General features: G+C 59.7%; 22 protein-coding genes. 13 read left to right on the top strand and 9 right to left on the bottom strand.

Going from position 1 to position 20,631, the window contains the following annotated elements; translation table 11 throughout:
* The first annotated feature begins 41 nt into the window (after window positions 1-41).
* Genes phnE (GOV38_RS15475) through GOV38_RS15465 form a run of 3 tightly spaced genes read left to right on the top strand, consistent with a single transcriptional unit; the run spans window position 42 to window position 2,905 of the window.
* Complete coding sequence (gene phnE / locus GOV38_RS15475) at window positions 42-923, top strand: phosphonate ABC transporter, permease protein PhnE (RefSeq protein WP_171209398.1); 882 nt, start codon at window positions 42-44, stop codon at window positions 921-923.
* The gene (gene phnE, locus GOV38_RS15470; RefSeq protein ID WP_171209399.1) at window positions 920-2,269 is read left to right on the top strand and encodes a phosphonate ABC transporter, permease protein PhnE; all 1,350 of its coding nucleotides are present in this window, start codon (window positions 920-922) and stop codon (window positions 2,267-2,269) included. Before phnE (GOV38_RS15475) ends, phnE (GOV38_RS15470) begins: the two co-directional genes overlap by 4 nt.
* 18 nt (window positions 2,270-2,287) lie before the next feature.
* Window positions 2,288-2,905 (top strand): chloramphenicol acetyltransferase, encoded by a 618-nt coding sequence (locus GOV38_RS15465; protein WP_171209400.1) that lies wholly within the window; start codon window positions 2,288-2,290, stop codon window positions 2,903-2,905.
* A 130-nt stretch (window positions 2,906-3,035) separates the two neighbouring features.
* Here the strand turns inward: GOV38_RS15465 and phnF are convergent, their stop codons facing one another.
* Complete coding sequence (phnF, locus tag GOV38_RS15460) at window positions 3,036-3,746, bottom strand: phosphonate metabolism transcriptional regulator PhnF (protein WP_171209401.1); 711 nt, start codon at window positions 3,744-3,746, stop codon at window positions 3,036-3,038.
* Between the two features lie 103 nt (window positions 3,747-3,849).
* Between phnF and phnG the strand changes: the two genes are divergently transcribed.
* Genes phnG through phnN form a run of 8 tightly spaced genes read left to right on the top strand, consistent with a single transcriptional unit; the run spans window position 3,850 to window position 9,446 of the window.
* Complete coding sequence (gene phnG / locus GOV38_RS15455; RefSeq protein WP_171209402.1) at window positions 3,850-4,308, top strand: phosphonate C-P lyase system protein PhnG; 459 nt, start codon at window positions 3,850-3,852, stop codon at window positions 4,306-4,308.
* Window positions 4,308-4,883: a phosphonate C-P lyase system protein PhnH gene (gene phnH / locus GOV38_RS15450; protein WP_171209403.1), complete on the top strand. Its 576-nt coding sequence runs from the start codon at window positions 4,308-4,310 to the stop codon at window positions 4,881-4,883. The genes phnG and phnH overlap by 1 nt, the downstream gene beginning before the upstream one ends.
* 3 nt (window positions 4,884-4,886) lie before the next feature.
* Window positions 4,887-5,978: a carbon-phosphorus lyase complex subunit PhnI gene (locus GOV38_RS15445; protein ID WP_171209404.1), complete on the top strand. Its 1,092-nt coding sequence runs from the start codon at window positions 4,887-4,889 to the stop codon at window positions 5,976-5,978.
* Window positions 5,975-6,571, top strand: a complete 597-nt coding sequence (locus GOV38_RS15440) for an HAD family phosphatase (protein ID WP_171100644.1) — start codon at window positions 5,975-5,977, stop codon at window positions 6,569-6,571. The genes GOV38_RS15445 and GOV38_RS15440 overlap by 4 nt, the downstream gene beginning before the upstream one ends.
* On the top strand, window positions 6,568-7,428 hold the full coding sequence (locus tag GOV38_RS15435; protein ID WP_171131695.1) for an alpha-D-ribose 1-methylphosphonate 5-phosphate C-P-lyase PhnJ: 861 nt from the start codon (window positions 6,568-6,570) through the stop codon (window positions 7,426-7,428). The genes GOV38_RS15440 and GOV38_RS15435 overlap by 4 nt, the downstream gene beginning before the upstream one ends.
* The gene (phnK, locus tag GOV38_RS15430) at window positions 7,425-8,195 is read left to right on the top strand and encodes a phosphonate C-P lyase system protein PhnK (protein WP_171209405.1); all 771 of its coding nucleotides are present in this window, start codon (window positions 7,425-7,427) and stop codon (window positions 8,193-8,195) included. The genes GOV38_RS15435 and phnK overlap by 4 nt, the downstream gene beginning before the upstream one ends.
* Before the next feature lie 22 nt (window positions 8,196-8,217).
* Window positions 8,218-8,901, top strand: a complete 684-nt coding sequence (gene phnL / locus GOV38_RS15425) for a phosphonate C-P lyase system protein PhnL (RefSeq protein WP_171209406.1) — start codon at window positions 8,218-8,220, stop codon at window positions 8,899-8,901.
* Window positions 8,898-9,446: a phosphonate metabolism protein/1,5-bisphosphokinase (PRPP-forming) PhnN gene (gene phnN, locus GOV38_RS15420; RefSeq protein ID WP_171209407.1), complete on the top strand. Its 549-nt coding sequence runs from the start codon at window positions 8,898-8,900 to the stop codon at window positions 9,444-9,446. Before phnL ends, phnN begins: the two co-directional genes overlap by 4 nt.
* Here phnN and GOV38_RS15415 read toward each other — a convergent pair.
* Window positions 9,428-10,111 carry a DUF1045 domain-containing protein gene (locus tag GOV38_RS15415; protein WP_171209408.1) on the bottom strand — a complete coding sequence of 228 codons (684 nt, stop codon included), beginning with the start codon at window positions 10,109-10,111 and terminating at the stop codon, window positions 9,428-9,430. The genes phnN and GOV38_RS15415 overlap by 19 nt on opposite strands.
* Window positions 10,112-10,164: 53 nt before the next feature.
* Here GOV38_RS15415 and GOV38_RS15410 point away from each other — a divergent pair, with 53 nt between their 5' ends.
* Complete coding sequence (locus GOV38_RS15410; protein ID WP_171209409.1) at window positions 10,165-11,307, top strand: alpha-D-ribose 1-methylphosphonate 5-triphosphate diphosphatase; 1,143 nt, start codon at window positions 10,165-10,167, stop codon at window positions 11,305-11,307.
* On the opposite strand, the gene GOV38_RS15405 is transcribed toward GOV38_RS15410, so the two are convergent.
* The 7 genes from GOV38_RS15405 to GOV38_RS15375 are packed head-to-tail and all read right to left on the bottom strand — an operon-like array spanning window position 11,308 to window position 17,808.
* The gene (locus GOV38_RS15405) at window positions 11,308-11,784 is read right to left on the bottom strand and encodes a class I SAM-dependent methyltransferase (protein ID WP_171209410.1); all 477 of its coding nucleotides are present in this window, start codon (window positions 11,782-11,784) and stop codon (window positions 11,308-11,310) included.
* Entirely contained in the window at window positions 11,781-12,557 is a 777-nt protein-coding gene (locus GOV38_RS15400; RefSeq protein ID WP_171209411.1) for a polysaccharide deacetylase family protein, read from the bottom strand. The genes GOV38_RS15405 and GOV38_RS15400 overlap by 4 nt, the downstream gene beginning before the upstream one ends.
* Window positions 12,554-13,696, bottom strand: a complete 1,143-nt coding sequence (locus GOV38_RS15395; protein ID WP_171209412.1) for a glycosyltransferase family protein — start codon at window positions 13,694-13,696, stop codon at window positions 12,554-12,556. Before GOV38_RS15395 ends, GOV38_RS15400 begins: the two co-directional genes overlap by 4 nt.
* The gene (locus GOV38_RS15390) at window positions 13,693-14,277 is read right to left on the bottom strand and encodes a histidine phosphatase family protein (protein ID WP_171209413.1); all 585 of its coding nucleotides are present in this window, start codon (window positions 14,275-14,277) and stop codon (window positions 13,693-13,695) included. Before GOV38_RS15390 ends, GOV38_RS15395 begins: the two co-directional genes overlap by 4 nt.
* Window positions 14,274-15,350, bottom strand: coding sequence for a glycosyltransferase family 4 protein (locus tag GOV38_RS15385; RefSeq protein WP_171209414.1), 1,077 nt, complete (start codon window positions 15,348-15,350; stop codon window positions 14,274-14,276). Before GOV38_RS15385 ends, GOV38_RS15390 begins: the two co-directional genes overlap by 4 nt.
* Window positions 15,350-16,597, bottom strand: coding sequence for a glycosyltransferase family 4 protein (locus GOV38_RS15380; protein WP_171209415.1), 1,248 nt, complete (start codon window positions 16,595-16,597; stop codon window positions 15,350-15,352). The genes GOV38_RS15385 and GOV38_RS15380 overlap by 1 nt, the downstream gene beginning before the upstream one ends.
* On the bottom strand, window positions 16,594-17,808 hold the full coding sequence (locus tag GOV38_RS15375) for a glycosyltransferase family protein (RefSeq protein WP_171131672.1): 1,215 nt from the start codon (window positions 17,806-17,808) through the stop codon (window positions 16,594-16,596). The genes GOV38_RS15380 and GOV38_RS15375 overlap by 4 nt, the downstream gene beginning before the upstream one ends.
* A 374-nt stretch (window positions 17,809-18,182) precedes the next feature.
* On the opposite strand from GOV38_RS15375, the gene GOV38_RS15370 reads away from it, so the two are divergent.
* Window positions 18,183-20,558, top strand: coding sequence for a mechanosensitive ion channel family protein (locus tag GOV38_RS15370; protein WP_171209416.1), 2,376 nt, complete (start codon window positions 18,183-18,185; stop codon window positions 20,556-20,558).
* The last annotated feature ends 73 nt before the right edge of the window (window positions 20,559-20,631 follow it).

The following is a 20,631-nucleotide window of genomic DNA, read 5'->3' as shown; positions in this document are numbered from 1 at the left end:
GGTGGTGCACCAGGCCCCGTTTTTCCTCGCAGGAGTACTCTATGGCAGACCTGACCGCAACGGCCGAAAGCGTCGATCAGATACGCGACGAATATACGGCAATGACACGGCGCAAGCGGGTCTATGGTGGTATCCTTCTGATCCTGTTTGTGGCGCTGATGGTGGCGGGATTCCGCACCGCTGACAACCGCAATGCAGGCAGTTTTGTCGATGGTTGGCACCGCATTCTGGATTACCCGGCCGAGGTTCTGTCGGAAGCTTGGGAGAAGATCGCGGAACTGCCAGCCAATCTGGTGACCTTCTTTCCGGCCCTGATCGAGACCATCAACATCGCGGCGGCCTCGACCCTGATCGGCACATTGGCGGGAACCTTTCTGGCGCTGATGTCCACGCGTGGTATGGCGCTGTGGCCCAGACTGATCCCTTTGTTCCGCCGCATCTCGGACGTGTTTCGTGCGATCCCCGAGATCGTGATCGCGCTGGTGCTGATCTTTATTCTGGGCGGTGGCCCGGTTCCGGCGATGATTGCCATTGCCATCCATACCGCTGGTGCGCTGGGCAAGTTGTTCTCGGAAGTGAACGAAAACGCCTCGCTCAAACCGGTGGAAGGCTTGCAATCGGTCGGAGCGAACTGGTCGCAGCGCATGTATCTGGGCGTGATCCCGCAGGTGGGGCCGAACTATGTGAGCTATGCGCTCTTGCGGTTCGAAATCAACATCCGCGCCTCGGCCATCCTGGGTTTTGTCGGCGCGGGCGGGCTGGGATACGAGCTGCGCAATGCGATGTCCTGGGGGCAGGGGCGCTATGATGAGGCTGGAGCAATCTTCCTGTTGCTCTTTATCACCATCGTGATTGTCGATCAGCTATCGGGTGCCCTGCGGGATCGCTTGACCCATGGTGCCGAAAAAGGAGCCACAGCATGAGCAGCCTGTCGACGGATCTGACAACACAAGCGCTCAAGGCCGATGCCGAGCGTCTGTTCAACCGCAAACGGATGGTGAATTTCGGATTGCCGGGGCTGGTGCTGGTCTATCTGATCTATGTTTTCTTCGCCTTTGACGTCCCGGGCCTGGCAGAGCGTGCCAATTGGGAAAACGGCAAAACGCTGGTGTCTGACAGCTATAGCTACAAAACCCATGTGGAGCGGGACAATCGCAATGGCGAGATCTCGGTGGCCATAGAAGGTGAGCGCAAAGGAGCCTATCCCGATGGCAGCGCGCCTGATTGGGTGGCGCTGGGCGACACGACGGTGATCGATCTGGAAGACGGTCACGTGGTGCGATTTGGCCCCGAGACCGTGGAATATGACATCCCCGGTTATGGCACTGTGCGTGCAACCCCCAGCCGGTCGGCAGGCGTGCAGGCCGAATTACCCGCCGGTGAGGTGCCAGATTGGATCAACGTCTCGAAAAACCGTCTGGCGGTGAAGACCGATGCGGGGCGTCTGACCGTCACGCGCAACCGCTCCGAAGTGTTTCGCTATTTCACCGGGTGGGAGCTGTTCTGGTTCACGCTCGACAGCCCGTATTATGGCAAGGCATTCCCAGAGCTCGCATCGCGGGCCGCCTCGGGTGAGGCCGGAGCAATTTTCAACGATTTCTGGACCAACAAGATGTGGCGGCATCAGGATGTGGCCTGGGCCATTTTCGAAACCATCCTGATGGCGTTTCTGGGCACATTGGGTGCTGGCATGATTGCGCTTCCGCTGGCCTTTTTGGCAACCCGGAACTTCAACCCGCTACGGTCGCTGCGCTTTGCGACACGCCGGGTTTTCGATTTCGTGCGCGGTGTCGACGCTTTGATCTGGACCGTGGTTCTGGCCCGCGCCTTTGGGCCGGGTCCTTTGACCGGAGCGCTGGCGATCTTGGTCACGGATACGGGTACGTTTGGTAAGATTTTCTCGGAAGCGCTTGAGAATGTGGATGAAAAGCAGATCGAGGGCGTACAGTCGACCGGTGCCAACGCGCCCCAGCGCTATCGGTTTGGCGTAATCCCGCAGATCACCCCGATCCTGCTGAGCCAGCTTTTGTATTTCCTGGAATCAAACACCCGCAGCGCGACCGTGATTGGCGCGATTACCGGCGGGGGGATCGGGCTGTTGCTGACCCAGGCGATTATTACGCAGAAAGACTGGGAAGAGGTCGCCTATTACATCGTCCTGATCATTCTTATGGTTATGCTGATGGATTGGTTCTCGGGCTGGCTGCGCAGGCGTCTGATCCAGGGCGACACCGGCAAGCCGCGAAAGCCTCGTGGCGTGAAAGTCTGAAGCGGGGGCACGAAAGCCATGGCCCGATTGCATCGCGACAAGCCCTTCATCCACCCCGATTGCCAGATCACCGACAGCCAGTTCGGCGAATATGTGGAAATCGGTGCCGGGTCGCGGATCGCGAACAGCACCTTCGGAGATTATTCCTATTGCGACCGCACCTGCGATATCGCCAATGCGCAGATCGGCAAATTCTCGAACATCGCCAGTTTCACCCGCATCGGCGCGACGGATCACCCGATGGAGAAAGCCTCGTTGCATCACTTCCATTACCGATCGGCGGATTATTGGGACGATGCCGAGCATGACGCGGATTGGTTTGCCCATCGTGCCAGTCGAATGGCTTTTGTCGGGCATGACACCTGGATCGGACATGGGGCCATCATCAAGCCAGAGGTGACAATAGGACATGGCGCGGTCGTGGCGTCCGGCGCAATCGTCACCAAGGACGTGGCGCCTTATACGATTGTGGCGGGCGTGACGGCACTGCCGATCCGGCGCAGGTTCTCGGAGCCGGTTGCGGAACGAATGATGGCGCTTGCCTGGTGGGACTGGGACAATGGCAAACTGCGCGCGGCCTTACCGGATTTCCGGGCGCTGTCTGCGGAAGCCTTTCTTGAGAAGTATTCCGGTTGAGCACTTGCGCGACCCGAAATGCTCCCGCACCCGCAGGTGCATCGGCTGCGCCGATCCCCCTTGGCGGCGCTGGGCCCAACGGGATGAGGCCTCCGACAGGAGGTCGAAGACGGGCGGGAGCCTTTGCGGGTCAGGTCTCGTTCAAGGTCAGTGTCAGGCGCTCACCAACGAAAAAGGTCTTGCCATATTCAACCGGGCGGCCATCAGGATCGGCGTTGATCCCCAGCGAATGCAACACCGGTGCACCTTCGGTCACTTGCAGATGCAGCGCTTGGGTTGCGCTTGCGGCACGGGCGGTCAGGCGGGTTGAGATACGCGTGTAATCGGCGACCCCACAGGATTGTAGCGCGTGGGTGACGGATGCGTTCTGCGACAAGCTTTCCAACAGGTCGGGAAAACGCTCTGCCGGGAAAACGCTTTGAAACAGCCCGATGGGTTGGCCATTGGCCAGTGACAGTCCGTCATAGACATGAACCGGATCGCCGGGATTGAGGCCAAGCGCCGCGGCTTCGGCCTCATCTGCCGCTCGAGTGTTCAAAGCCAACACCCGTTTCCCAGGGATTTTGCCGCTGGCAGATATACTCTGATGATAACGCACGCGTTTGCCGATGGGGTAATCCGTGGCATGGGCCGATACAAACACGCCCGCGCCGCGTCTGGCATGAACCAGCCCGCGTTCGGCCAGATCCGACAGCGCGCGCCGCACGGTGTGGCGGTTCACTCCGTGGGTCGCCGAAAGTTGCGCCTCGGTCGGCAGGCGATCACCGGCACGGTATCTGCCTTCGGCGATATCCGCAGTCAGGCTCAGCGCGATGGATTTCCAGATCGGTGTCTTGCTCATGTCATCAAAGTTTCACAGGAAGCGGGATTGCGATGGGTTCCGAGTAGGGGTATTATTTGTCTAGTTGTATAGTTGTTGTAGACAACCAAGACAAGAGGCCGCGATGACGGATCAACAGCATTCTGACACAGCCGCACGGCAGGAATGGATGGGCCTTATGGCACGTGCGCCCGAGCCGGCCGTCATGGAACTCTGGGATGCGGTCGCCGAGCGTCCTGCCTTTGACTGGTTGCGCAAGCCCGAGATCGGCGGTGTCATGGTGCGCGGGCGGACGGGTGCCACGGGTGCGCCCTTTAATCTGGGCGAAGTTACGGTCACTCGGTGTTCGGTTGTCTTGCAGGATGGGGCGGTTGGTCATGGTTATGTTCAGGGCCGCTCCAAAGCCAAGGCCGAGGTCGCGGCTCTGATTGATGCGATGATGCAGACCCCTGCGGCCGAGGTGATCCACGCAGCCATTATCGATCCGCTCAAGCGCCGGGAGCAAACGGCTCGCACTGCCCGCGCAGCCAAGGCGGCCGCCACGAAGGTCGAGTTCTTCACCATGGCACGGGGAGCGGATTGATGCAGGACCATCACCAATTTGCAGGCGGGTTCAACGATGCCCCACGCGACGCGGCCTATGCCTTTCGTGCGGCGATGACCGCTATGGCGCGTCCGGGTGATATACGAGAAATCGCGGGTGCCGAGCCGCCAGCACCTCTGTCTGTAGCAGCGGGTACTCTGCTGTTGACCCTTTGTGACCCGGACACAGGGATCTATCTGGCGGGTGACACTGACAACCCAGCGGTGCGCCAATGGCTGACCTTTCACACCGGCGCGCCGTTCGTGCGTGCAGCCGATGCCGATTTCGCCATTGGCCGGTGGGCGGATCTTATGCCACTGAATGCCTACCGCATCGGAACACCGGAATACCCGGACCGGTCTGCAACCTTGATCGTCGAATGTGACCAGCTGGAGCCGCGCGGCGCGGTGCTCAGCGGCCCCGGCATCCGGTCCACGGCGCATATGTCCCTGCCGGACATCGGAGCACTGCAGGGCAATGCGATGCTCTACCCGCTGGGATGCGATTTTTTCTTCACTGCCGGGGACAAAGTTGCAGCCCTGCCGCGCAGTACCCAGATCAGGGCGGAGGCATAAGCGATGTATGTAGCAGTAAAGGGCGGTGAAAAGGCCATCGACAACGCCCATGCCTGGCTGGCCGAAGAGCGGCGCGGCGATACAGATGTGGGCGAGCTGAGCTTCGCACAGATCCGCGAACAGTTAAGCTTGGCGGTGAACCGGGTCATGGCCGAGGGCTCTTTGTACGACCCTGATCTGGCGGCGCTGGCGATCAAACAGGCGCGCGGGGATCTGATCGAGGCGATCTTTCTGATCCGGGCCTATCGCACCACCTTGCCGCGCTTTGGCTATTCCAACCCGGTCGATACCGGCGCCATGCGGTGTGACCGCCGAATCTCGGCAACGTTCAAAGACGCACCGGGCGGGCAGGTTCTGGGGCCGACCTTCGACTATACGCACCGTCTTTTGGATTTCAAACTGGCCGCTGACGGCGACGCGCCCCATGCGCCGGTCGCAGCGCCTCGACAGGAAGACACGCCGCATATCACCGAGTTCCTCAAAGGCGAAGACATCATCCAGGATGAGGTGTTCAGCGACGACACCCCGGGTGATCTGACGCGCGAGCCGATGACCTTCCCTTCGAACCGTCCGCTGCGCCTGCAATCGCTGACCCGGGGTGATGAAGGCTTTGTTCTGGGCATGGCCTACTCGACCCAGCGCGGTTATGCGCGCAACCACGCTTTTGTGGGCGAACTGCGCATTGGCAAGGTTTCGGTGGAAATGGACATCCCCGAACTGGGCTTTGCCATTGATATCGGTGAGGTTGAGCTGACCGAATGTGAGACCGTGAACCAGTTTCAGGGATCAAAGACCGAACCGCCACAATTTACGCGCGGTTACGGCCTGGTCTTTGGTCAGTCCGAGCGCAAATCCATCGCCATGGCTCTGGTGGATCGCGCCTTGCGTTGGGAGGAACTGGGCGAGGATAATCTGGGGGCTCCGGCGCAGGATGAGGAATTTGTGCTGAGCCATGCCGACAACATTCAGGCCACGGGCTTTCTCGAACATATAAAACTGCCGCATTACGTGGATTTCCAGTCCGAGTTGGAACTGGTTCGCAAACTGCGCCGCGAGGCCGAAGCGCGTATGGCACCCAAGGAGGCCGCAGAATGAAGGCTGTTGTATTCGATATTGGTGGCGTTTTGGTCGATTGGAAACCGCATCTGGCCTGGGTCGAGGCGCTGGGTTCGGAAGAGGCGGCGCATGCGTTTATCGAACGTACAGGTTTCTTGGAAAAGAACGCGCGCGGAGACAATGGGGCCCTGTTTGCGGACATGGCGCTGGAACTGGAAGACCCTGAAGACCAACGCCTGTTTGCAGATTATGTACCGCTGTATTCCCGCACGGTTGAGGAGCCGATCCACGGCACCTGGGCCATTCTGGACCGGCTGAAGGCGCAGGGCACACCTGTGCACGCGATCACCAATTGGTCGGCTGAGACTTGGCCGGAGGGGCTGAAGGTGCAACCGCGTTTGGGCGAAGTGTTCGAAACACTCGTCGTGTCCGGACAAGAGGGCATCATGAAACCTGACGCGCGCATATTCCACCTGCTCTGCGAGCGGGCAGATATCGCGCCTGAACACTGCGTGTTCATCGATGACGGGCTGCACAATGTCAAAGGCGCACAGGCCGTTGGTATGGATGGCATCCACTTTACCTCTCCGCAGGCTTTGGAAGTTGCTTTGGCAGAACGGGGGTTCTTATGAGCGCGTATAATTTCGCCTATCTGGATGAACAAACCAAACGGATGATCCGCCGCGCCATTCTGAAAGGGCTGGCGGTGCCGGGCTATCAGGTGCCCTTTGCCAGCCGCGAGATGCCGATGCCCTATGGCTGGGGCACGGGCGGGGTGCAGGTTTCAGCCGCGACGCTCACGCCCGAGGATCGATTGAAGGTGATAGATCAGGGCGCGGATGACACCACCAATGCGGTTTCGATCCGTAAGTTCTTTGAAAACACCGCCGGGGTGGAAACCACCGAGGACACCTCGCAGGCGACGATCATCCAGACCCGCCACCGCATCCCTGAGGCCAAGCTGACCGAGGATCAGATCCTTGTCTATCAGGTGCCGATCCCCGAACCCCTGCGATTTCTGGAGCCGCGCGAGACGGAAACGCGCAAGATGCACAGTCTGGAAGAATACGGGCTGATGCATGTGAAGCTTTACGAAGACATCAGCCAGCATGGGGCGATTTCGACCTCATATGCCTATCCGGTCCGCGTATCGGGGCGCTATGTGATGGACCCGTCTCCGATCCCCAAGTTTGACAACCCAAAGCTTGAGATGGACGCGATCCAGCTGTTTGGGGCCGGGCGCGAACAGCGGATCTATGCAGTACCGCCGCACACCAAAGTGGTGAGCCTAGATTTCGAAGACTACCCGTTCGAAGCTACAAAGGCGGACCATTGCTGCGATCTGTGTGGGGCCGAAGACAGTTATCTGGACGAGGTGATCATGGATGACGCGGGCAATCGGATGTTTGTCTGCTCTGACACTGATTACTGCCGGTCGCGTCGTGAAGCAGGGCATATTGGGCCGATGGGTGCGGAGGACGCAGCATGACAGCGTTGTTGCAAGTCAAAGGGATCAAGAAGCATTACGGCATGCGCATCGGTTGCGCCGATGTGAGCTTTGACCTTTACCCTGGCGAGGTGATGGGGATCGTCGGCGAAAGCGGGTCGGGCAAATCGACCCTGTTGAACTGTCTGGCTGGTCATCTGCCACCAGATGCCGGGCAGGTCATCTTTGACACGCGGGTCGACGGTCCGGTGGATACGGTCACCATGTCCGAACCTGAACGCCGCATGCTGGGGCGCACCGATTGGGCCTTTGTGCATCAGCATGCGCGCGACGGGTTGCGCATGTCGGTCAGCGCTGGCGGCAATATCGGGGAACGTCTGATGGCCGTTGGCGACCGCCATTATGGCCAGATCCGCGATCGGGCCATTGACTGGCTGGGCCGGGTCGAAATTGATGAAAGCCGCGTCGATGACCGCCCGACCGCTTTTTCCGGTGGGATGCAGCAGCGGTTGCAGATTGCCCGCAATCTGGTCACTGGTCCTCGGCTGGTCTTTATGGATGAACCCACGGGCGGGCTGGATGTTTCGGTTCAGGCGCGGCTGCTGGACCTGCTGCGCGGGCTGGTCCGCGAAATGGGGCTGAGCGCCATCATCGTCACCCATGATCTGGCCGTGGTACGCCTGCTGGCAGACCGTTTGATGGTGATGAAAGACGGGTATGTGGTCGAGGGCGGGTTGACCGATCAGGTGCTGGACGATCCGCAGCATGCCTATACGCAATTGCTTGTGTCCAGCGTGTTGCAGGTTTGAGTATTTGGAAAAAGATGAAGCCATGATTGAACTGAGCGATGTCAGCAAGAGCTTTACCCTGCACAATCAGGGGGGCGCGGTGCTTCCGGTGATGGAAGGTGCGGCGCTAAAGGTTGCGCCCGGTGAATGCGTTGCCCTGACCGGCGCGTCGGGGGCGGGGAAATCCACGCTGATGCGGGTGATCTACGGCAATTATCTGGCGGCTTCGGGCCGGGTTCTGGTCGGCGGGTTGGATGTGGCGCAGGCCGAGCCCCGCCAAATCCTGGCTTTGCGGCGCGAGACCTTGGGATATGTCAGCCAGTTCCTGCGCGTGGTGCCCCGGGTGCCGACCCTGGATGTGGTGGCAGAGCCTTTGCTGGCCTTGGGCCGGGACAGGGCCGCATCGCTGGACAAAGCGGGCGCGCTGTTGCGGCGGCTGAACATCCCTGAACGCCTTTGGGGGCTCAGCCCTACGACCTTTTCTGGCGGTGAACAGCAACGGGTCAACATCGCGCGCGGCTTTGCGCATGATTATCCGGCGCTGTTGCTGGATGAACCGACCGCCTCGCTGGACGTGCAAAACCGCGAGACGGTATTGGCGCTGATTGAAGAGGCCAAGGCGCGCGGTGCGGCGATCATTGGTATTTTCCACGACACGGGCGCACGCAATCAGGTCTGTGATCGTGAGATCGACGTTTCTGGATTTACTCCGGGTCGGGCGGCGTGACACTGGCGCCTGTCATAGCGGTGGTAGGCCCCTCGGGTGTGGGCAAAGACACAGTGATGGACGGGATGGTTGCCCAATCTCCGGGGATCCACCGCCTGCGCCGGGTGATCACCCGCCCCGAAGGCGAAGACGGTGAAGATTTTGATCGGGTTTCGGACGCGCAGTTTCAGCGCATGGTCGATGACGGTGCCTTTGCCTTGCATTGGTCCGCCCACGGGCTGCGCTATGGCGTCCCCGCTACGATCGATGACAACCGTCGCAAGGCGGATGCCGTGCTGGTGAACCTGTCCCGTTCGGTTCTGTTGCAGGCGCAAGAGGCATTCACCGAGCTGATCGTGATTTCCCTGACGACTAAGCCGGAGGTTCTGGCCCAACGCCTGTCCGCTCGCGGGCGTGAGACGGTGGTGGAACAGACCAGGCGTTTGGGACGTGCGAAACTGCCGCTGCCAGAAGGCCTGAACCGGGTGATCGAGATCGACAATTCCGGCCCGTTGCAAGACACTCTGGCCACGATCCAGATGCGGCTTCAGGCTGAAAGGGCATAGCGTTGGATCAGGTGAAATCGTCCATCTTCTGCCTCACCCATCAGCGCCAGATCCTGGATCGTGAATGGCGTGGGCAGCAAAGGTACAAGCTGCTGCCCCAGCGCCGTTTCAACGCCTGTCAGAGTGGATTTGTCCAGCCTGCCGGTCAGCGTGATGTGAAATCGGAACTGGTCCAGCACGTAAGGATAACCCCATTGGAGCAGGTTGCTCTCTTGCGCCGGGGACAGGCCCGCAGCACGGCGGCGGGCCAGTTCGGCTTCGGCAGCCGGGGAGCGAAACGCGTCCAGATCCTGTACGCAGGCCGCCGCCAGATTGTTCAGCGCTTGGGTGTCGCCCAAAGGGCGCAGAGCCAGAAACCGACCCAGACGCGCAATTTCCAACCCATCCAGCACCACCGTCTTTTGGCGCGCGGCCAATTGCGCGCAGGCGGCTTGCAGCGCCTCGAAACTCTGTCCCTCAGCCAGGCGAAACGGGGGCTTCATCGTCCCGTGCAGCCCGTATTTGCGCGGTGTGTCCGTCACCGAGCGTACATCCACATCCGGGACTACGGGATGCGGCGTTTCGGCCCCGGTTTCCATGTCCCAACCCAGCCAGCGGGTTGCGAAAGCCGTCCACTCTGCCCCTGCTGGCGGAGCATAATAAAGCGCATATCGCGTGAATGTCACATTGGCCTCCTACTGCTTGGCCGTTCCTATAGCTCAAACCCTATGAAGTTCAGATGACAGAAGAATTGATCCTTGCCAATGCAACGCTCATCCTGCCCGATGAGATGGTGACCGGCAGCCTTCGTATTTCGGGCGAGACCATTGCAGAAGTGAACACAGGCGCTGCGGTGCCGCCCGATGCGGTGGATTGCGAGGGCGATTTCCTATGCCCCGGTCTGGTTGAGCTACACACGGACAATCTGGAGCGTCATATTCAACCGCGCCCGGGCGTCGATTGGCCTCATGCCTCGGCGATCATTGCTCATGACGCTGAACTGGCCAGCACCGGTATCACCACCGTGTTTGATGCAATGCGCGTAGGTTCCATTCCCTCTGGCGCGAGAAAATACCTGAAATACGCGCGCGGTCTGTCGCAAGAGCTTTGGCAACTGCGCGAGCAGGATGCGCTGAAGATCAGCCATTTCCTTCATCTTCGAGCCGAGGTCTGTTCGGAAACACTGATCGAAGAGTTGGAAGAGTTCGACCAACACGACCGGGTCGGGCTTGTCTCCATCATGGATCACACGCCGGGGCAGCGGCAATTCCGGGATTTGACCAAGCTCGAGGCCTATATGAAGGGCAAATATGCGATGGATGACGACACATTCATGCAGCATGTTGCCCAGTTGAAAACCTTGCGCGACCGGCATGGAGACGCACATGAGGTCGAAACCGTCAAAGCTGCTCGGCGCTTTGGCGCTGTTCTGGCCAGCCATGATGACACGACTGAAGATCAGGTGCGCGTGTCGGCAGGCCACGGCATTCGTCTGGCCGAATTTCCCACTACGGTCGAGGCCGCTAAGGCCTGCCACACCCATGGGATCAAAGTGATGATGGGCGCACCAAATGTGATCCGCGGCGGGTCACATTCGGGCAATGTCTCGGCCCGCGAATTGGCCGAGCTGGATCATCTGGATATCATGTCCTCCGACTACGTGCCCTCTGCGCTGCTGCTCTCGGCTGTCATGCTCGGACAGCTTTGGGGGGACATGCCGCGCGGGATCCGAACCGTGACCCAAACGCCAGCGCAAGCTGTGGGTCTCGAGGATCGCGGAGCTTTGCAGGCCGGAGCACGCGCCGATCTGTTGCGCTTCCGTCTGCGGTCGGATGTGCCAGCGCTCAGCGCGGTTTGGGCACGCGGCCAGCGCGTTGCCTGATCAGGCGCGGTAGAACAGATAGCGGTCCGGCGCGATTGTGTCCGGGCCTTTGATCTGTTCGAACCCCACCAGCGGCTGACCCGAAATCAGCAATCCGCCGGGTTTCATGATCGCCGCGATCATAGGGCTGAGCCGGGCTGCTTCGGCCACATCTTCCGATTTGATGCCGCGACCAAAATCGTAATGGGCCATGACAAAGCTTTGGCCGGTCTCGGCCAGCTTTTGCAGCACAGGTTCTGCATCACCTTGCAGGAAATCCTCGGCGGGTGGGGTGCTGTCGGGGTGACATTGCAACACCCGGTCCATCACCCAGATACGCCGCTCGGGCAGGATCTCGCGCAGGTGATGATAGGTGCGGCCATTGCCTAGCCCCATGTCTAGAACATCTCCGTCCAGGTCACGGATCTGTTCAGCAGCCCAGTTCAGACCATCACGCTGGGCGGTCAGTCGGCGCAGCATGGAATCGAGTCGGCTCATGCGGGGTCTCCTTGAAGTTCGGATGTGTCATGTGCGGTCCAGAGATGGCCGGGCCCCTCCAGAAGCTGCGTAATCAGATCGTGGGTAAAGGCCCAGATATCAGGGTCATGGACCAGATGGTGGGTCAGGATACCGAAAGGTTCGCTGTCGTCGCTGCGCCCGTTGCGGCGGTCTTGTAGCAAGCAAACGGTTTGTTCAATCAACGCACCGGGATGCTTCAGGCTACGTGTGCCACGCCAGTCGATCGGGTCCAGATGGGTGTTGACCTGGGCAAGCCCGTCGGCCGGATAGGCACTTTTGCGCGGGGTCGCAGTGGACAGAAACCGGTAACCCAGCTTGGGCAGTTCGGCGATCACCTCGCCGGCAATTCGGTTCCAAGGCGGCACAAACATCGGCGCGAGGCTTTGGCCGAACAGGTCCTGCAACCGGTTCAACCCGGCCTCGGCCTCGGTGCTAAGTGCCTCAAGCGGGCGGTGCAGGCGAAACTCGGCCTTTTTCTCGTCGGCTGGCGCGTGATTGGTATGGGCCCACCCATGGACTACGGGGATCAGCTGAGGATTAACTCTCAGAAAATCCGCCAAGTCAGTTTGGGCCGTCTGGGGGATAACCGCCAGATGAACCGGCAGGCCAAGCGTGTTCGACAACTCGGTAAGCTGTTCCAGTTGCGGGGTGACGGTGACAGCATCATCATCGCGCCACCAAAGCGGCAATGTCAGCCCAGCTTGCCGCCACAGCGCCAGTTCCGCGCGCAAAGGGGTCCAGTCGGGTTTCATCGTCGTGCCTCCACCAGGGTGGTCGCAATCTCGACCGTGCGCCGGGCCCCGTCAAACCCCTGCGCGGTGACGGGTCTGGAACCTTGCGTGATCACCCGGTCCAAAGCTGCGGCCAGCGTGTCACCGTTCAGCTGGGCGCTGGGAATGACCTCGAAGGCATCAAGTCGGGAAAGGTTCTGCGCACGCAAGCTTTGTTCAACCTCGTTGCCTGCATCAAAGGGAACAACAACAGCCGGACAACCGCTTTGGAGCAGATCCATCGCAGTGTTATAGCCGCACATGCTGACCGAAGCGGCTGCGTGGTTCAGCATGTGCCGGAAATCCGGGCGCAGCGGCTCGACGATTACGGGTGCGCCCCGTGCCAGCCCCGACAGTTCGGTGCGCCGTTCCGCGCCGTCCGTGCCACCAACCAACAGGCGCCAGCGCCTGATGGTCATCTTCCGGGCAGCCTCGATGGCGGCGCGGAAGATCGGCTGCCCCACCGCGCCGCCGCCTGCGCTGACTACTATCTCGCCTGCGCCGACCCGGTCGGGGTGCAGCTCAGCAGGGATCGGGGCAACAAAGCCGGTATAGTGCAGCTTGCGTGCCAATTCCGGTGAAACTGGCCAGCTGCTTTGCAAAGGGATGACCTCAGGATCCGAATGCACCAACACACCGTCATAGAACCGGGTGAGTACTGTATTTGCCTGTTCAACCTTCGCAGGTTTTGAAGGCGGGGCCAATATATCCCGGATCGAGCTCAGGACGACCGGTCGTCGCGTCAACCCTTCCGCGGTAGACAACAGCGCCAAAAACTCATCCGCAAGAACGCGGCGACCAAAAGGATAAAGCTCGGTGATCAGCAGATCGGGGGCAAAGCTGTGCAAGGCCTGAACAAGAGCAGTTTGGCGAGCGGTCAAATAGGTCTTGTCGACCTCACTGCCGCTTTGATCCAGCAGACGCGTGAAATTCACGCCGTCCGATTGCAACGGTGGCAGGTTGAGTATGCTCAACCCGTTGGTATCGAACTGAGGCGCCGGCATCCCACCTGAAATCACAAAAACCTCGTGCCCTGCTTCAGAAAAGGAACGACCCAAGGTCAAGGCACGGCTCAGATGTCCGGTGCCAAGCAAATGGGTCACCACGATCATCACCTTCATGACGTGGTCTCTTTTGGTAGCAGGCGAACCGGCTCGGACTCAGGTTCCATAGTGGCCAGATCGACGATGAACAGCCGGTTGCGTTTGATTTTGAACGGGGCAGGGCGGTCAAAGTTCCAACCCCAGGCCTTGGCCAGAATGACCCGCATGATCCCGATATGGCATACTGCCACGGCATCCTCCTCAAGTCCGCTCAGCCAGGGCTGAAGTCGCGCCCAGAGCTCGGCGGGGCTTTCCCCGTTCTCCGGGCGATAATCCCAGCCCCATTCTTCAATATGGCGATAGCCGCTTTCGGGATCGGCGATCAGGTCCGCGCCGCGCTGGCCCTCCCAATCGCCCCAATTCATCTCGGTCAGCGCGTCATCCTGCCGAGGATCCCGTCCCGAGATCAGCTTTGCCGTCTCGACTGCCCGTGCCAAGGGGCTGGACCAAAGCTGCGCGCTGTCCCAAGGAGGTGGCAGAGCATAGCCAGACAGTTCCGCCCGTGCGTCCTCGTCCAGCGGGATGTCGCTGCGTCCCTGAATACGACCGGCCCGATTCCAGGCGGTGTGACCGTGGCGTATCAGGGCCAGCCGCGTCATGCGCGTGCCTCAAGCATCGGGCGCAGAACCGACCAGATCGCTTGCGATGCGGCGGGCATCAGATGGCGGGTGCCGACATAGTCGCGCACCCGCGCACCTTCGCTACGGCGCAAGTCGGGCGCGTCCAACAGGGCCTGCATTCGGTGCGCTAGACCTTCGGGCCCGTCCTCAGGCCGTGGATAATTGGCTGGGGCCAGTACGTCACGCACTCCGGGTCGATCCTGTGCGACGACGGGCAAACCTGCGGCCTGCGCTTCCAGATAGACCATACCATAGGCTTCGTTCACGCCCGGCCACACAAATAGTGACGCAGACCCATAAGCGTTTTGCAGCGCATCGCGCTCCAACTGGCCTAGGAACCGGACCCTTGCGCCATGGGGTGCCATCAACCGCTCGACCTCGGCGCGCGCGGCGCCATCGCCTGCAATCTCAAGCGACCAGTCGCCGCGCAGATGGCGTAACGCATCTACAAGGATCCGGTATGAGGCCAGTTTGTCCCCGTGGCGCATCATGCCGACACTCAGCATCGGCCCGCTAAGGTCAGAGGCTCGGGGCAAGTGTCGGCTGGGTAGAAAAGGTGGAAGTTCGGCCAGGACCTGTGCCTCCCGCTTGTCCCGAGACAACGCAATCAGATCATTGGCCGTGTGATAAAAAATCACATCCGCTGCGTCGCAGGCGTCGTGGGCGGCGCGGGCAAAACGATCCCATTCTCCGTCCAGTCGCGACTGCGCCCTAGTGCTTTCCATCTGCACATAAGGAATGCCGCGCGCCGCGCACACCTTCGGCCCCAGCAGGTCAGGGGCTTTGTAATAGTTGTGATAGGTGACCCAGAGATCGGTTTCCGGGTTCAAATCGTGGATCAGCCTGTCTGCCTCAAGCTCGGCCTTTCCAAACAAATCATCCTGCAGACCGGCATCTCCGGATTTGTCGAAAACCCGCAGATCCGAGACAAGATCAACTTTATCCCCATACGCCCCGATGGCCGACATAAGGTTGCGCGCCATTTCCCGGTCACCCGACGGCTTTGCGCTGTGGGGTGGCTTCATCGGGGCATAGAACGCCACGCGTGCCATTATACGCCACCGCAACAAAGCGCATGCAGCCGCGCTGACAAACGCGCGATGCCCGGGCCCATGCGAAACTCGGCGAGCAAACGGTCGTGCGCAGCCTGGGCCATGGCGGTGGTCATTTCCGGTGTCGCAGCCAGGTCGGTAATGGCCTTGGCTAGAGCCTTGGGCTGATCCTCCGACAACATGCCATGGGTGCCGTTTTCGATGAATTCGGGGATGGCCGAAACCGGGGTCGACAGGATCGGCAGCAATTGCGAGGCTGCCTCCATCAGCACATTGGGCAGCCCGTCGCGGTCGCCGTCCGCTGCAATCCTGCTGGGCAGCACAAACAGATCCGACTGGCGCATATCCGCAATCACCTCGGGCTGATCACAGGCGCCTTTCCAGGTGATCCTCTCTGAGAGCCCCAAAGCATCTGCTTGCTGTTGCAACGCATCGGCCAGCGTACCACCACCAATATGTGTCCAGCGCCAGTTCAGGTCTTCGGGCAACAAAGCGAAAGCCTCAAGCAAACGGTCGAACCCCTTTTTCTCAACCAATCGACCAACGGACAGCATTTGAAACGGGTCAGTGGATCGGCGTATGGCTTTCCGAGGTGCGTCTGGAAAGCGGGACAGATCAAGCCCGTGATAGATCAGATCAATGCGTGCCGGATCATCCGCCAATGCGCGCAGATGTTGGGCCCCAATGGCGGTGCAGGTCGCGCCGAAGGTAGCGCCATAGGTAATGGAGTGCAGCTTTTCGCGCTTTTCCCAATCAGGCGAGGTCCAGATGTCCTTGGCGTGGGCAGAAAAGCTCCAGGGGATATCGCGCATGATGGCAGCATATCGCGCGACCGAAGAGGGCGTGTGCATGAAATGCGCATACAATGCCCTCGTGTCGTCGGGCAACTCAGTGGCCAGAACACAGGCCTGGCCAAAGCGGCGGATGCGGTTGTGTGACAGATCGCGGCGCAGGTCTTTGCGCCAGATGTCATAGGCGCGCGCATAGCCCGGCAAGCGGCGCGCGTAGGCGCGCGCGTGGATCAGGCGTTCAGGTTCATCATGCAGATATTCCGGCAGGTAATGCACCTTGCCCTGAAACCGGTCGTGCAAGGGATGACGTTTGGTATCCGTTGGGTGGCGCAGTGACCAGATATCGAAGTGGTGACCGGCCTCTTGCAGCGCCACCAGCTCTTGCGCGATGAACGTCTCGGACAGGCGCGGCCAGCCTTTGACCAGCACCGCCAGCTTAGGGCTTGTTGATGTCATCCTGCGGCGCGCTCTTTTTCCTGGCCCAGTAATGCGCCCACACGCCGCGAGACATAGTCCAACCCTTCCAGCAACCCGGCGCCGATGGCCTGAGACGGGACAGGCTGATTGGGCAGGTTTCGGATCGCGCGGATCATCGCGTCAGGCGTCAGCCCGTCACGAGTTTCGTCCAGCATCCGCACCAGCCCCAACTCTTCTGCGCGCGACGCCCGGATCCACTGTTCCAGCCGCGGTGTGGTTCTGGGCACGATCACGGCGGGTTTGTCGAAGGATAGAACTTCGCAGAATGTGTTGTATCCCCCCATGCAGACCACCCCCGAGGCACCCGCGAAAAGCGTTTCGATCTCGGATTCGAAGCCAACAGCGGTCACCCGCCCGTTCAGGGCCGCGACGCGGGTTTCGAACTCTTCGCGCAATTCGCCTGAAAGGAATGGACCATAGACCAGCACAGCGCGCGGCGACAGATCGGGGTCTTGCTCATAGGCCGAAAGCACAAGGTTGACCATTGCCTTGCCGTCGCCACCACCGCCGGGCGTGATCAGAATATAGGGCTGTTCAGGGGGCTCTCCGACCGGGCCCAGATCACGGCGCAGATACCCCGTCCAGTGGATCCGGTTTTGCGTGGCGGGGGACAACGGCAGGCCGATCGTCGGGTCATAAACCGAACGCAATCCATAGACCCAGATTTCGTGATAGAACCGCTCGGTGGCTGCTACCGCCTCTTTCCGGGCCCATTCGGCAGCCAGAACGTCCGGTTCGTCCAGAACATCGCGCAGCCCCAGAACCAGCTTGGTATCACAGGATCCTTCAAGGTATTCCAGAGTTTGTATCAGTTCGCCCCGAAATCCGGTGGGCTCTTTGTCGACGATCAGCACGTCTGGTTCGAACTGTTTGACCGAAGTCTTGATCAGGCTGGCGCGAAGCTCTGTGACCTCGTCAATGCTCATCCCCATAGTTTGTGCCGCGTAAGACCCGTCCGAACGCTTGGTTACACCAGGTAAGCGAACATGGTCCACGCGCCGTGGAAAGGTAAAGCGTCCGGCAACGGGTGACCCGGTCAGGATCAATGCCGATGATTTTGGGTTGGCCTTGGTGATCGAAGCCGCCAAGGCACGAGACCTGCGCAGATGGCCCAGACCGAACGTATCGTGGCTGTAGAACAGTATGCGCGGTGCGCGGCAGGGGTTTTCGTATTTCTTCTTTAGGCTCATGTTTTCGCCTGCTTCACTTCAACATGCAAAGTCCGCGCGTTTGCACCTGCTACCCTATATGGTTTGGCGCCGCTTGCCAAAAGGCCATTTTCGATCCGCAAAAGAGTGTTTGTTTGCTGAATGATCACAGTGTTGACGCGCATCGAACCATTATGGCCCGAGTTGCGGACCAGCCAGCCAGGCCAAAGCACCGCAAGCCGACCCTTTCCTGCGCGGTCATATTCAATTTCCCTTAGTTTGAAAACACTTTATCCGGTCGATCAGCATTGGCGCGCCAAGGCAACAGGTTCAGGCCGCCCAGACCGGGCAGATTTGAACAGATGCCGTGGCTTATGTAGTCTGGCCGCTATCTGCGAACTGGGTGATATCGGACAATGAGCAAAGACGTTTTTTCAGGGCTTTTCTTGACCCTTTGGCTGGCCTGTTTTGCGGCTTTGTCCGGTGCAAATGCTCAGGTTCCGCTGATACCGGGCTATTCGACGGGCGTGTCCGAAACTGAGGAACCTGAAAGCGATCTTGCAGGCGCAATCCGATCCGCAACCGAGGCAGGGGCCAGCGTCATCGTCATCGACAGCGCGGGACAGATCGTCAGCACGTCAGGCACAGCGACCGCTGCAGCCAGCGAGACCGAGACCAATCCGATAGAGGAGGGGTCTCAGCTGATGCGGGCGCAGAAGCGCTTTTCGACATTCCGGGATTCGCTCAACTCGCGATTAGAGGCGTTGCCCTATTCGAAATTCGAGGTCGAATACGTTTTGCGACAGACCAGCCCGGATGGCCGCATTCTAACCTATGTCGAGGTTCTGGGCTGGAACATTCTGTTCCTCTTGGTCGGGCGCTGGCTGTCTATTGAAATCTACGGGAAGCGGATCGCACGCCGGTGGGTTGTCGGAAAAATAAAAGAAAACCCGCAAGGTTATCGTGAGAAGATGCCCTTCCTGGTGTTCCGGTTCGTGATGGGTGTTGGCGGTACAATCTTTGCCATGGTGATGGCATTGATCGTAGGCTTTTTGTTCTTTGGTGAAGCAGAAGACATTTCGATCCAGTTCACAGTGACCGCCATATTCACGGCTTTCTTTTTATCACGAACGGTCTCTGACCTGTGGCGCATGGTTCTTTCGCCTTATCTTAGCCAGTACCGTTTGCCCCCATTCTCTGATCGCGACGCAAAGCGATTGTATATTTGGGCATCCGCCCTGGCGACCTATGATATCTCGGCAGTGATGTTCTCGACTTGGGTCGCGGATTTCGGGTTGAACTACAACATCTATGCACTGGTTTATGGCGGACTGACCTTGATCGGAATGGTCGGTAACGTGCTGATGATCCTGTTCAACGCCAGAGCCATTTCGAACGCGATCCGCGGTGGCCGCGCGGCGGCTCAAGTGTCTTGGATTTTACGTTTCATCTCATATGCCTGGGCGCCTGTATTGATGCTTTACATGATTTTCAGCTGGTTCAAACTGGCGGTGGATCTGGTGCTGGAAGTCGAAGACTCGCTGCCGATTGTGGCCAGCAGCTATGCCATCTTCATGTCGGTTGTCGTGGCCTATGGGGCAATGAACTACCTGTTGGAGCGCTATTTCGACCGCAATCGAAAAATGGCCGAACTGAGCGCGTCTGACGTTCAGGTTCAGGCTGACCCTGAGGACAACGCACAAGCAACGCCTCAGGCGGAAATGCGACGCCATGCGATTGTGACCTACGAAGACCTGGCGCGTCGCGTCGCAGGCATTTTGGCCTTTGTCGTCGGTCTCTACGCACTGGTGGTCATCTGGTACCCGCAGGCAAGTTGGAGCGAGGATCTGCCGATTGAGCGGGCGCTGGATGTGATGGTGATCCTGTTCATCGGCTATATTCTCTTTCATTTCTTCCGGATCTGGATCGACAGCAAGATCGCCGAAGAGGCCGAAGATAATGCCGCCGAGACCGAATTGGGCGATGAGGGTGGCGAAGGTGGACAGAGCCGTCTGGCCACGTTGCTGCCACTGTTCCGGGGTGCGATCCTGGCGGTGGTAGTCGTCACCATTGCGCTGATTGCTCTGATGGAGTTGGGCATCAATGTCAGCCCGCTTTTTGCGGGTGCCGGTGTCGTGGGTCTGGCGGTTGGCTTTGGCTCGCAAACACTGGTGCGCGATATCTTTTCGGGTGCGTTTTTCCTGATGGATGATGCGTTCCGCAAAGGCGAATATATCGACATTGGCGATGTGAAAGGGACGGTCGAAAAGATCTCGGTCCGGTCTTTCCAGCTGCGGCACCACCTGGGGGCGCTGAACACCATTCCCTTTGGTGAGATCAAGGTGCTGACCAACTATTCCCGCGACTGGGTGATCATGAAGCTGCCCTTGCGGGTGACGTATGACACCGATGTCGAGAAAGTGCGCAAGCTGATCAAGAAGCTGGGGCAGGAGCTGCTGAGCGATCCGGTGATCGGCGAAAACTTTATCCAACCGCTGAAATCACAGGGTGTGATCGAGATGCAGGATTCGGCGATGATCATTCGGGTGAAGTTCATGACCAAACCGGGGGATCAGTGGCTGGTGCGCAAGAAGGTCTATCAGGAAATCCGCGAGTTATTTGCCCGTGAAGGCATTCGCTTTGCCCACCGTGAGGTCACCGTGCGGTTGGCGGATGACAAAGAGGCAGAGGATCTGACCCCAAAACAGCGCGAGGCGGTGACGGGCGCTGTTCAGGCGGCCATTGATGAAGATTATCTGGACGATATCGGCCCCGGCGGGGATGACCGGTAACGGGTGCTCCCGCCCCTTTGACCTGCATCTCTGAAGAGATGCCGTCCAAAGCGTTGGGCCGGGCCGCGCGTAC

The sequence above is a fragment of the Ruegeria sp. HKCCA5839 genome (assembly GCF_013035585.1).
In the GTDB taxonomy this organism is placed as follows: domain Bacteria; phylum Pseudomonadota; class Alphaproteobacteria; order Rhodobacterales; family Rhodobacteraceae; genus Ruegeria.
The sequence above is the reverse complement of the archived record's forward strand: the minus strand, read 5'-3'. Positions and strand labels throughout refer to the sequence as shown.

Bases quoted from the DNA above. Each gene is read 5' to 3' on its own strand.
- phnE (WP_171209398.1), top strand. From the start codon at position 42: ATGGCAGACCTGACCGCAACGGCCGAAAGCGTCGATCAGATACGCGAC.
- phnE (WP_171209399.1), top strand. From the start codon at position 920: ATGAGCAGCCTGTCGACGGATCTGACAACACAAGCGCTCAAGGCCGAT.
- GOV38_RS15465 (WP_171209400.1), top strand. From the start codon at position 2,288: ATGGCCCGATTGCATCGCGACAAGCCCTTCATCCACCCCGATTGCCAG.
- phnF (WP_171209401.1), bottom strand. From the start codon at position 3,746: ATGAGCAAGACACCGATCTGGAAATCCATCGCGCTGAGCCTGACTGCG.
- phnG (WP_171209402.1), top strand. From the start codon at position 3,850: ATGACGGATCAACAGCATTCTGACACAGCCGCACGGCAGGAATGGATG.
- phnH (WP_171209403.1), top strand. From the start codon at position 4,308: ATGCAGGACCATCACCAATTTGCAGGCGGGTTCAACGATGCCCCACGC.
- GOV38_RS15445 (WP_171209404.1), top strand. From the start codon at position 4,887: ATGTATGTAGCAGTAAAGGGCGGTGAAAAGGCCATCGACAACGCCCAT.
- GOV38_RS15440 (WP_171100644.1), top strand. From the start codon at position 5,975: ATGAAGGCTGTTGTATTCGATATTGGTGGCGTTTTGGTCGATTGGAAA.
- GOV38_RS15435 (WP_171131695.1), top strand. From the start codon at position 6,568: ATGAGCGCGTATAATTTCGCCTATCTGGATGAACAAACCAAACGGATG.
- phnK (WP_171209405.1), top strand. From the start codon at position 7,425: ATGACAGCGTTGTTGCAAGTCAAAGGGATCAAGAAGCATTACGGCATG.
- phnL (WP_171209406.1), top strand. From the start codon at position 8,218: ATGATTGAACTGAGCGATGTCAGCAAGAGCTTTACCCTGCACAATCAG.
- GOV38_RS15410 (WP_171209409.1), top strand. From the start codon at position 10,165: ATGACAGAAGAATTGATCCTTGCCAATGCAACGCTCATCCTGCCCGAT.
- GOV38_RS15405 (WP_171209410.1), bottom strand. From the start codon at position 11,784: ATGAGCCGACTCGATTCCATGCTGCGCCGACTGACCGCCCAGCGTGAT.
- GOV38_RS15400 (WP_171209411.1), bottom strand. From the start codon at position 12,557: ATGAAACCCGACTGGACCCCTTTGCGCGCGGAACTGGCGCTGTGGCGG.
- GOV38_RS15395 (WP_171209412.1), bottom strand. From the start codon at position 13,696: ATGAAGGTGATGATCGTGGTGACCCATTTGCTTGGCACCGGACATCTG.
- GOV38_RS15390 (WP_171209413.1), bottom strand. From the start codon at position 14,277: ATGACGCGGCTGGCCCTGATACGCCACGGTCACACCGCCTGGAATCGG.
- GOV38_RS15385 (WP_171209414.1), bottom strand. From the start codon at position 15,350: ATGGCACGCGTGGCGTTCTATGCCCCGATGAAGCCACCCCACAGCGCA.
- GOV38_RS15380 (WP_171209415.1), bottom strand. From the start codon at position 16,597: ATGACATCAACAAGCCCTAAGCTGGCGGTGCTGGTCAAAGGCTGGCCG.
- GOV38_RS15375 (WP_171131672.1), bottom strand. From the start codon at position 17,808: ATGAGCCTAAAGAAGAAATACGAAAACCCCTGCCGCGCACCGCGCATA.
- GOV38_RS15370 (WP_171209416.1), top strand. From the start codon at position 18,183: ATGAGCAAAGACGTTTTTTCAGGGCTTTTCTTGACCCTTTGGCTGGCC.